At 64.9% G+C, this 12,571-nt stretch carries 2 protein-coding genes; both read left to right on the top strand.

Annotated elements, in window-relative coordinates; translation table 11 throughout:
- Positions 1–180: 180 nt before the first annotated feature.
- Positions 181–6,267 carry an Ig-like domain-containing protein gene (locus tag AC1MCD_RS06560; protein ID WP_498678217.1) on the top strand — a complete coding sequence of 2,029 codons (6,087 nt, stop codon included), beginning with the start codon at positions 181–183 and terminating at the stop codon, positions 6,265–6,267.
- Between the two features lie 157 nt (positions 6,268–6,424).
- The gene (locus tag AC1MCD_RS06565; protein ID WP_498676973.1) at positions 6,425–12,547 is read left to right on the top strand and encodes an Ig-like domain-containing protein; all 6,123 of its coding nucleotides are present in this window, start codon (positions 6,425–6,427) and stop codon (positions 12,545–12,547) included.
- Positions 12,548–12,571 lie beyond the last annotated feature (24 nt).

Here is a 12,571-nt window from a genome sequence, read left to right on the forward strand (position 1 = left end):
CGGCGGTTCGTCAGGCTGCATCAGCATTATTCCGGCGTCTCTACGGGGGAGTGGCGGAGTGGGCCCGTGGTGGCTACCACGGGCAATTCTGCTGCCGGACGGCAGTAATAATTTCAGGGGAATAGAAAAGCTGTGAGAACGCTGCTGGGGAAGCTTGGTCTCAAGAGAAGCCACAACAAGATGGTTACCGGGTCGGCTTTTGCTGCCGCCGGTGCCGTGTTGGTTGCTGGTGCGATCATCTATCCGGGGTTTAAGACCACTGAGGTGGAATTGAACGACGGCGGGGTGTGGGTTGTCAGTAAGTCCAATAACGCTGTGGGCCGGCTGAATTATCCGTCGCGGGTGCTTGACGGTGCGGTGACGCCGGCGAGCACTACTTTTGACATCCTGCAGAACGCGGGGGATGTGTTTGTTGATGATGAGACGGGTTCAACGTTGAACCAGGTTTCTCCTGCGAACATGCGCCTGGGTGGGGACAAGCAGCTGCCTGGCTCCGCGGACGTAAGCTTTGGTGCCGGCGTGATCTCGGTGACGGATCCGGCCGCCGGCAAGGTCTGGGCCCTCTCGCCGTCCACGGTCAATGGTTTCGACCAAGAGGCGTCCGAGCCGGTGATGGTCGGTTCCGAGGGCCTGGTGTCCGCGGTCGGTGCCGATGACCGGGTGTACTCGGCGGATCCGAAATCCGGCGTGGTCACCGTGACCGCCGTGGACGCCAACGGTGCAGTGGTGGCCTCGGATACCAGCACCTGGGGTGAGCTTAAGGGTGCGGGTGATCTGCAGATCACGGTGGTGGGGGATAAGCCGGTGGTGTTGGACGCTGCGGCGGGGAATCTGTTCCTGCCCGGCGGCAAGCGGCTGCAGTTGGACAATGCGCGGGATGCGAAGCTGCAGCAGGGCGGTCCTGCGAGTGATTTTGTGGCTATTTCCACCCGGAAGGCGTTGTTGAAGCAGCCCCTCGACGGTTCCACAGCCAAGACGGTGACGTTCGACGGCGAGGGTGTGCCCGCTGCGCCCGTTCAGTTGGGCGGGTGCGTGCACGCGGCGTGGTCGGGGGCGAACAAGTATGTCCGTGACTGTGTGAATGATGCTGATGATAAGAACGTGGCCGTGCCCAAGGCGAGTGCGTCGCCGTCGTATGCGTTCCGGGTGAACCGGGACCTGGTGGTCCTGAACGATGTGAACTCGGGGAACGTGTGGCTGGTGAACCAGAACATGCAGCTGGTGAACAACTGGGACGACGTTATCCCGCCCAAGGAGACGTCCGATGATGCGGACAAGGATTCCGCCGACGAAGTCCAGCAGACCGTCCTCCCGGACCGCACCAAACCCAACAGCGCTCCAGTGGCCAAGCCGGATACGTTCGGGGTGCGTGCCGGCAGGACCGTGGTCCTGCCGGTCCTGGACAATGACACCGACCCCGACGGCGACATCCTCACCGTGCGTGCCCCCGATCCGATCAGGTCCGGCATACTTGCCCCGATCTACGGTTCCACCGGCTTCCAGGTCAGCGTCCCTGCGGACAAAACCGGGTCCGAGACCTTCAAATACACTGTGGACGATGGCCGGGGCCTCAGCGCCTCCTCCGATGTCACGCTCAATGTCGTTCCGCCCGGACAGAACTCCGCCCCGCGGCAGAAGCCGAACCGAAATACCACGCTCGTTGTGCAGGCCGGCAAGTCCGTCAGCCAGAACGTCCTCATCGACTGGATCGATCCCGACGGCGACGATCTGTACGTAGTCAGCGCTACAGGCAGCGATCCCCGTGACCAGGTCAAGATCCGGCCTGACGGACTCCTCACCTTCCAGGACGCCGGCACCGAGCCCGGCCGGAAGGCGGTAACCCTGACAGTTTCCGACGGCCAGTCGACCGCCGAAGGCAAGGTCACGGTGGATGTTCGCGCCTCCGGCGCCCTGCCGCCGATCGCCAATGCGGACCACGTGGTGGCGGTCGCCGGTGTTGACACCGTGATCGCACCGCTGAAAAACGACTCTGACCCGCAAGGGGGTGCCCTTCGCCTCGCCCAGGTCACCCCGGACGGTAACTCCACAGCCACGATGGGAGCGGATCAGCAGACCTTCACCTTCAACTCCGCATCCGAGGGCTCCCACTATGTGTCGTACCTGGTAACCAACGGGCCAGCCAGCGCGCAGCAGTTGGTCCGGGTGGATGTGGTTTCCGGCGACGGGGACGGCTCACCCGTTGCGGTGCGCGACATAGCCCTGCTGCCCAGCGGCGGAGCCGTCCTGGTGGACGTCCTGGGCAACGACTCGGACCCGTCCGGTGGCGTGCTGGTGGTCCAGTCCGTCACAGCTGCCGACGGGTTGCCGGTCAGCGTCTCAGTGCTGGACCACTCGGTGATCCGGATCACCGATATCCGGGCGCAGGGTGAGCTCAACGTCAAGTACACGATTTCGAACGGCAAGTCCTCGGCAAGCGGCGACATCGCCGTGCTGGTGGTGCCTGCTCCGGCCAAGCTCCAGGCCCCGCAAGCCAAACCGGACGAAGTGTCGGTCCGGGTGGGCGACGTGGTGACCATACCTGTCCTGGCGAACGACACCGACCCCAACGGCGGCAAGCTCATGCTGGAGCCGGTGCTGGCCCAGCAACCCGACGACGCCGACGGGCGGATGTTCCACGCTGGGGACACCTTGCGCTTTATCGCCGGAGACGTGCCCAAGACGGTTTACGCAATTTACAAAGTCACCAACGAATCCGGCCAGTCGGACTCCCAGCAGGTCACCATCCGCATCCGCGCCCGCGACGACGAGCGGAACACCCGGCCGGAACCGAAAAACCTTACCGCCCGTGTGGTCTCCGGAATGGTGGTCCGGATCCCGGTGCCGCTGGATGGCATCGACTCGGACGGCGACTCCGTGCAGCTGATCGGGGTGGACAAAGCCCCCGCCATGGGAACGGCCGTGGCCAAGGATGGCTACCTCGAATTCACCGCCACGGGCACGGCTGCCGGGACGGATACGTTCACCTACCGCGTCCGGGACCGGATCGGCGCCGAGAACACCGGCACCGTTATTGTGGGCATCGCACCGCCCGAAGCCAACAACCAGAAACCCATCGCCGTGGACGATTCCGTGGACGTCCGCCCCGGACGCAAGATCGCCGTCGACGCACTCAGCAACGATTCGGACCCTGACGGCGACCCCATCGGGCTCGTCTCCAACGCTTTTGAAGCTCCATCCGAACTCGGCCTCGAGACCACTGACGGCAGGGTTGTGCTCACCGCTCCCAGCACCGCCGGCAATGAGAACGTCAGCTACAAGATCCAGGATGACAAAAAAGCCCAGGGCGGTGCAGTGATCCGGGTCAGGGTCAGTCCCGACGCCGCCCTCAAGGCGCCGCTGGCGAAGGACGATGTCATCACTCCTGCTGAAACGCTGGGCAAGTCCGCCGTTGATGTGCCGGTCCTGAAGAACGACTCGGACCCCGATGGCGTGGCTGCGGAGCTGAAGGTCAGCCTTCCGGACGGCAACCCGAACGCGCGCGTGGGCGGCGACGGCAATGTGGTGGTCAGCCTCGCGCCGGGCGACCAACTGGTCCCGTACACCGTCACCGACGTTGACGGCCAGAGCGCCACCGCTGTCATCTGGGTGCCCGGCCAAGGTGAACAGCACCCCAGCCTGGCCCGAACCGACGTTGTGGAAGTGATGGCCGGCAAGGAAATCACCCTCGACCTCAGTGAATACGTCCGGGTCCGGGAAGGCCGCTCACCGCAGATCACCCAGGCGGACAAGGTCCGCGTCCAGGGCGCTGACACCCGGAACGTCATCGCAGGAAGCGGGGACGCCCTGCGCTATGCGGCGCTCGAGGATTATGTGGGCCCGGGCTCCGTGACGTTCGAAGTGACGGATGGGTCCGGTCCGGAAGATCCGCGGGGCCTGAAATCCACCCTGACCATCATCACCCGGGTCATCCCGGACCCGTCCGCAAACCATGAGCCCACTTTCAGCGGAACGGACCTTGAGGTGCCGAAAGCCGAAACCGCCAGCCTGGAGTTGGGCAACCTGGCCAAGGACGTGGACTCCGGGGACCAGGAGAAGCTCAAGTTTGAGTTCGACGGCACCATGCCGGAAGGCTTTACGGCAACCATTGAGGGCCAGACGCTCAGAGTCAGCGCCGCAGCAGGCTTGTCCGCGGGCCGCAAGGGAAGCATCCCGCTGAAGGCCACGGACGGCCGCTCGGAACCGGTGAAGGCGTCGGTAACGGCCACCGTAGTGGCCTCCAACAGGCCCCTTCCCACAGCCAGTGAGGACGTCATCGAGAAGGCCAACGCCGGCCGGGCCGAAACCATCAACGTCCTCGCCAATGACTTCAACCCCTTCAGCGACACCCCGCTGAAGATCGTCTCGGTCAGTCTTGAAACTGGCTCCGCAGCCGGCCAGCCGGTCAGCAGCGGGGATTCCGTCACGGTGACGCCCGCGGAGGGATTCAAGGGCGTTATGGTGCTCCGCTATACCGTCTCCGACAAAACCGACGACCCCTCCCGCCATGCGAACGGCCGCGTCAGGATCACTGTCCGGGACAAGCCGGACGCGCCCTCGGCTCCCACCGCCACTGACGTGCGCAGCCGGACGGCAGTGCTCAAGTGGGCGCCGCCGTCGGACAATGGCGCAACGATCACGGGGTACACCGTCCGGTCCAACAACGGCTTCGAACAAAAGTGCATCACCACCACCTGCACGCTGAGCGGGCTGACCAATGATGTGAAGTACGTCTTCACCGTCATGGCCACCAACGAGGTGGGCGACTCCCAGGCCTCCGTGCAGTCGAACGAAATCCGACCGGACGAAAAGCCGTCCCCGCCCGAGGCACCCACGGTCAAAGCCGGCGATAAGAACATGGTCATCAACTGGCCGCCTGCCAAGACTGAGGGCTCGCCCGTCAAGAGCTACAACCTGGAGATCTCACCGCCACCGGCAAACGGCATCGCGGTGAAAAACGGCGTAACCGGACTGACCTACACCTGGCCCGGCCTGACAAACGGTGTCCGCTACAAGGTCCGCGCCCAGGCAGTTAACGAACAGGGGCCCTCAGAATGGGGGATCTACTCTTCCGAAGACAACCCGGCCGGGGTGCCGGCGGCACCTGCGGCACCGACCTCAGCCGTGGCCTCATCCGTCGGGACCACCAACCAGCTGCGGGTGAACTGGACTGAACCCGATACCAACGGGGATGCAATTAAGAACTACTACGTCACGATGACCGGTGGCGGCGGGGCGCCGCAAACCCAGACCATCGCGGGCACGGTGCGTACGGCGAACTTCACGGCGAACAACTCCGAAGCCGGTTACACGTTCACGGTCCAGGCCGAAAACAAGGCAGGCAAAGGGGCCGTCAGCCCGGCTTCGGCACCCCGGCGCGCCACCGGCAAGCTGGGGCAGGTTTCAGGGGTGAGTGCGGCAGCCGCAGACACCGGGGGCGCGGGGCGCCAGGTGACCATCAACTTCAAGGAGCTGACTGCGGCCGAACGCAACGGTTCGGCGTATGGCGAGGTCAGCTACAGCTACAACGCCAGCACCGGCCAGAGCGGTTCCATCCAGCCCGGGCAGACTGTAAGTGGCTTCACGAACGGTACGCCCACCTCCATCACCGTGGTGGCCAACTCCAGTGTGGCCCCGAGTTCGGACGCCAGCACAGCAGCAAACACTACGCCACACGGTGCGCCCGGCACGCCCTCGGCGTCCGGCCAGAACGGCGGGCAGAACCAGAAGTCGCTCAGCTTCAGCTGGACCTCACCGTCCCCAACGACGAACGACGTCGCCTACACACAGATCAACATCGACGGGCGTGGTTGGGAACGGGTCGCAGCGGCGGGAAGCCGTACGGTGAACACCGGCGGGTTCGACGAACCGCACTCGATCCAGGTGCAGACCGTGAATTCCGTCGGGACCGCCGGATCCGTAGCCACGGCGACGGCCAGGTCCGGGCCTGCCAAGACAAATTGGGACAACTCAATCGTTGGCTTCCGCACGTGCACCGATGCGCCTGCGTCGGGCCAAACGTCGTGGCGGTCGCCGGCGGGTGCGGAACATACCTGTGACGGTGTCATCCGCGACTATCCCTGGATTTACGGCTCCGGTCCGTCCTTCACCGTCAATTGCTTCATGTGGCGGACAGTCCCTGACGCCCGCGGCACTTACAAGTGGTACCGCATCAACTCCCATCCCGACGGCCGTTTTGTGGGCCGCACCATCCAGGTGGGCAACACCACCCTGGGTGAGCCTGAGGGCCATGGGATCCCGCAATGCTGATGACGAACATTACCGCGGGTCAGGCCATGGGGGAGCGCTACCCATCGCGGCCCCAGCCGCGCTTCGGTAGGCTAACGCGGGAACAGAGAGCCCGGTACCGGGTCTCTGGACGGTACGGCCGGGGGGCCGCCACAAATTTCAGGGGAATAGAAAAGCTGTGAGAACTCTGCTGGGGAAGCTTGGTCTCAAGAGACGCCACAACAAGATGGTTACCGGGTCGGCTTTTGCTGCCGCCGGTGCCGTGTTGGTTGCCGGTGCGATCATCTATCCGGGGTTTAAGACCACTGAGGTGGAATTGAACGACGGCGGGGTGTGGGTTGTCAGTAAGTCCAATAACGCCGTGGGCCGGCTGAATTATCCGTCGCGGGTGCTTGACGGTGCGGTGACGCCGGCGAGCACTACTTTTGACATCCTGCAGAACGCGGGGGATGTGTTTGTTGATGATGAGACGGGTTCAACGTTGAACCAGGTTTCTCCTGCGAACATGCGCCTGGGTGGGGACAAGCAGCTGCCTGGCTCCGCGGACGTAAGCTTTGGTGCCGGCGTGATCTCGGTGACGGATCCGGCCGCCGGCAAGGTCTGGGCCCTCTCGCCGTCCACGGTCAATGGTTTCGACCAAGAGGCGTCCGAGCCGGTGATGGTCGGTTCCGAGGGCCTGGTGTCCGCGGTCGGTGCCGATGACCGGGTGTACTCGGCGGATCCGAAATCCGGCGTGGTCACCGTGACCGCCGTGGACGCCAACGGTGCAGTGGTGGCCTCGGATACCAGCACCTGGGGTGAGCTTAAGGGTGCGGGTGATCTGCAGATCACGGTGGTGGGGGATAAGCCGGTGGTGTTGGACGCTGCGGCGGGGAATCTGTTCCTGCCCGGCGGCAAGCGGCTGCAGTTGGACAATGCGCGGGATGCGAAGCTGCAGCAGGGCGGTCCTGCGAGTGATTTTGTGGCTATTTCCACCCGGAAGGCGTTGTTGAAGCAGCCCCTCGACGGTTCCACAGCCAAGACGGTGACGTTCGACGGCGAGGGTGTGCCCGCTGCGCCCGTTCAGTTGGGCGGGTGCGTGCACGCGGCGTGGTCGGGGGCGAACAAGTACGTGCGTGACTGCGCCAACGACGCTGACGATAAGAACGTGGCCGTGCCCAAGGCGAGTGCGTCGCCGTCGTATGCGTTCCGGGTGAACCGGGACCTGGTGGTCCTGAACGATGTGAACTCAGGGAACGTGTGGCTGGTGAACCAGAACATGCAGCTGGTGAACAACTGGGACGACGTTGTGCCGCCGAAGAACGAATCCGATGAGCAGGACCAGGAATCGGCGGACAACAACACCATTAACGTCCTTCCGGACCGCACCAAACCCAACCGGCCGCCGGAAACCAAACCGGACGCCGTCGGTGTCCGTCCCGGCCGCACCACCATCCTCAGCGTCTTGGATAACGACTCCGATCCCGATGGCGACGTCCTGACCGCCGCAGTCGGTGACTCCGGACCCAAGGCCGGAACGCTCCAGAGCATTTACGGCGGCACGGCCTTCCAGATCTCCGTGCCTGCAGACGCCCGGCCCGGCACCGAAACGTTCAGCTACAACGCCGCGGACGGCCGGGGGCTTTCCGCCGGCGGACAGGTCACGCTCAACGTGGTGGGAGACGACGAAAACCGTCCGCCCGCCTTCAAACGCGGCAGCGATTCCACCACCATGCTCGTGGAACAGGGCAAGTCCGTCAGCCAGAACATCCTCACCGACTGGACAGATCCCGACGGCGACGACCTCGTGCTCATGGACGCGAAGGCCGACAACGACCAAGACCAGGTCAAAGTCCGCCGCGACGGCCTGCTGACGTTCCAGGACTCCGGCGCCACCGCCGGCAAGAAAAACGTCGAAGTCACCATCTGGGACGGCCGCGCCACCGTCACCGGCAAGGTTGTGGTGAATGTCCAGCCCCCCGGTGCCTTGGCGCCTGTTGTCAACGCCGATCACGTCACGGCGGTGGTGGGCCAGGACCTGGTGATCGCACCCCTGAAAAACGATGTCGATCCCAACGGCGGTGCCCTCCGCCTGGCGCAGGTTGAGGCCAACGGTCCCGCCGAACTGGGTCCCGTTACCGACGGCGGCACCTTCACGTTCCGCAGCACCACCCCGGGCCCGGTCTACCTGACCTACATCGCCAGCAACGGGCCGCAAAGCAGCCAGGGCCTGATCCGCGTTGACGTGGAATCCGGCAACGACGCCGGCGATCCCGTCGCCGTCCACGATGTGGCACTGATGCCAACCGGCGGCAGCGTCCTCCTGGACCCGCTGGCGAACGACTCGGACCCGTCCGGCGGCGTGCTGGTCCTGCAATCCGTGAAGCTTCCGGAGAACACCACGGCCTCGGTGAGCGTGATCGACCACAGCGTCCTGCGCATCACCGACGTGCTGGGCAGCAAGGAGCCCTTCCGCTTCGAATACACCATGTCCAACGGCAGGAAGTCAGCCACCGGCAGTGTCGCCGTGGTCCCGGTCCCGGCTCCCGCCGTCGTCGAAGCACCCCAGCCCAAACCTGACGAAGTGAACGTCCGCATCAACGACGTCGTCACCATCCCCGTCCTCGAAAACGACACCCACCCGCAGGGCCAGCAACTGACCGTTGACCCCGTCCTGCCGCAGACCGTCGACGAAGTGGACGGCAAGAGCTTCATCTCCGAGAACACCGTCCGGTTCATCGCCGGCGCCCAGCCCAAAACGGTCCGGGCCATCTACAACGCCGTGGACCCGCAGGGGCAGAAGAGCGCCGCTGCTGTCACCATCCACATCCTTCCGCTGGAAGGCGCCGAAAACTCCCGGCCGCAGCCGCGGAACCTCACCGCCCGCGTGGTGGCCGCCGGAACAGTGCGGATTCCGGTCCCCCTGGATGGGATCGATCCCGATGGTGACTCCGTGCAGCTGACCGGTATCGACAGCACCCCTGCCATGGGAACCGCCACCGTGGGCAGCAACTTCATCGACTTCACCGCGGCCGGCGACGGCGCCGGAACAGATACTTTCCGCTACAAAGTGGTGGACCGCCAGGGCGCCGTCAACACCGGCACCGTGACGGTGGGCATCGCCCCCCGGGGCGAGACAAACCAGAACCCCACCCCGGTGGATGACGGGGTGAAGGTCCGTCCCGGACGTCAGATCGCCGTCGATGCCACCGGGAACGACACCGATCCCGACGGTGACCTCATCCGCATCCTCACGGACGGCATCGAGGCTGACGCTGCCCTCCAGGCCACCGTGAGCAAAACCAGCGGACGCATCATCCTGCTTGCCCCCAACGCTGCCGGGACGGTCAACGTCCGCTACACCATCGCCGACGACCGGGGCGCATCCGCCCAGGCCACCATCCGCGTGGTCGTGGACAACGAGGTTCCCCTGAAGGCTCCCATTGCCCGGGATGACCGGGTGACCTCCGCCCAGGCCATGGGAAAGACCGCCGTGGACGTGCCCGTCCTCAAGAACGACGAAGATCCCGACGGCGTGGGTGAGAACCTCAAGATCAGCACCGAGGCCGTCACGGCACGCCCCGGGGCCGAGGGCAACATGATCGTGGAACTCACCGAACAGCCGCAGCTGATCCCGTACTACGTCGAAGACGTGGACGGCCAAAAATCCACCGCGATCATTTGGGTGCCGGGTCTGGGGCAGCAGGTCCCCACCCTCGCCAAGGACGAGGTCATCGAGGTGATCTCGGGCCAATCCGTGAACGTTGACCTCAAGGACTGGGTGAAGGTCCGTGAAGGACGGTCACCCCGGCTGACCCAGACAGACCGCATCAAGCTCATCGGCTCGGACGGCGGCAATCCCGTGTCCGGCGACGGAACCTCGCTGAAGTACACCGCCGGCGTGGACTATGTGGGGCCCGGCTCGCTGAGCTTTGAAGTGACCGACGGCACCGCCGTTGACGATCCTTCAGGCCTGAAGTCCACCCTCAGCATCCGCACCAAGGTGTTGCCGGACCCCAACCGCAACAACCCGCCCGAACTCCTGGGCGCCAAAATTGAGGTGCCAAAGGGGGAGTCTGCCGACCTGGACCTGAGCCGGCTGACCTCTGACCCGGACCGTAACGACGTGGACACCATGAAGTACGAACTGGTGGGCGGCAGCCCTACCGGCTTCAACGTCCGCATGGACGGCAAAATCCTCAAGACCTCGGTGGACGGATCAACCGCCACCGGCACCTCGGGGGCTGTTCAGGTCAAGGCGACGGATTCGCGCGGACTGGAAGCGACCGCCACCTACCAGCTGTCCGTCATCGCCTCCAACCGGCCGAAGCCGGTAGCCAATGATGATCTCGAACCCAACGCCGCCGCCGGAAAGCCTGTCACCGTCAAGGTCCTCGCCAACGACGCCAACCCCTTCCCCGAAGAGGCCCTGAAGATCATTGCCGCCACCGCCGAAACCGGCAGCGGCAACGTGGAGGTCTCAGGAGATGCAGTCACCGTGACGCCGGCCCCGGGGTTCAGCGGATCAATGGTGGTCTCCTACACGGTGGCCGACAAGACGGGCGAAGCCTCAAGGCAGGCCACTGCCCGGATCCGGCTGACAGTCAAGGACAAGCCACTGGCACCCACCACACCGCAGGCGCAGAGTGTCGGGGACCAGACGGCACTGCTGTCCTGGAGCGCGCCGGCCGACCGCGGCTCACCGATCACCAAATACACGGTGTACGGTGCCGGTTTCAGGCAGGACTGCCCGGCGAACACCTGCACACTGACCGGACTGGTCAACAACACCAAATACACCTTCGAGGTCACGGCCACCAACGAGTTCGGTGAATCCGACCGTTCACCCGCCTCGGCGGAGGTCAGGCCCGACGTCAAGCCGGACACTCCGCTGGCGCCCAACCTCAAGTTCGGTGACAGGCAGCTCGCGGTGAACTGGGTGGCTCCGGCCAGCAAGGGATCCCCGGTCAAGTCATACGACCTGGAGATTTCACCGGCACCGGCAGGCCAGAACGCCCAGGTCCAGGGCCTGACGGCTGTCAGCTACGTGTGGAAGGGACTCCAGAACGGGGTGTCCTACAAGGTGCGTGTCCTGGCACGGAATGACGCCAAGGAACCGTCCGAGTGGAGCACCTACTCGGCGGCTGAGGTGCCTGCAGGCGTGCCGGCGACGCCGGCTGCGCCATCGGCGACGGCGGCCCCTTCGGTGGGTACCCAGAGCCAGCTCAAGGTGTCCTGGACTGCGCCGAACAACAACGGTGACGCAGTGTCCTCGTACACCCTGACCACCCTGAGGGGAGGGGCCGCGGTGTCATCCCAGCAAGTCGCGGGCACTTCGCAGAACGTCACGGTGGACAACTCCGAATCGGGTTACACCTTCACCGTGTCAGCCACCAACAAGGCGGGCACCTCCGGGACGAGCGCGCAATCCGCAGCCGTGCGTGCGGTGGGCAAACCGGCCATGGTGGGAACTCCGTCGGCCACCCTTGTCGGCACCAACGGTGACGGCGGGAAGATCGATGTCCGGTTCACCCAGCTGACCGATGCGCAGCGCAACGGATCGACGGCAAGTGAGATCTCCTACCGGTACCGGCTGACGTCAGGCGGTGGAACCGGAAATATCGTCGCTGGCGGAGGAACCGTGGCGGCCGCCAACGGCACCGACACTTCCGTCGTAGTCTGGGCTGTTTCATCCCGCAGTTCAACGGCGGGTGACGCGAGCCCCGCATCGAACAGCGTCAATCCTTATGGGCTGGCCTTCGCTCCCACCGTGACGGGCAGCAACAGCAGCGGCGTCGGGGATAAGACAGTTTCCTGGAGCTGGAGCGCGCCCAGCGGCAATGGCCGCGCGGTGACCGGATACCAGTACAGCCTGGACAACGGGACGTGGCAGGACACCGGGCAGAGGTCGTTCTCCAAGAGCGTCGGCTTCAGCGAGACGCACAAGCTGGAAGTCCGCGCGGTCAGCGCAAACCAGCCTGGCAGGATTGGCAGTGACACCTCACGCAGCGGTGCCGCACCGCCGCCGCCGGTCCCGACGTCGTGGAGCATCACGGCCACGCCGGTTCGCAGTTGCACCGAACCGGGATACGGCACGGACAGCTTCCGGCAAGGCAACCCGTCCTCCTGTGTCGGCGGCGGCAAGTGGATGCCCGCGAACCAGCCTGCTGACTCGGACTTCTACGTGGTCTGGTACAAGACAAACGAAAACCCCTCCGGCATCTGGTACCACCTGACCAGTGGTGCCGCGGCAGGAAACTACGTCCGCAGCGATACCACCAACCACCCCGGCAACCCGCCCAACGGAATGCCCAAGCGCTAAGCCAGACACCCTGACGCCCCACCC

The sequence above is a fragment of the Arthrobacter sp. BF1 genome, assembly GCF_056680215.1.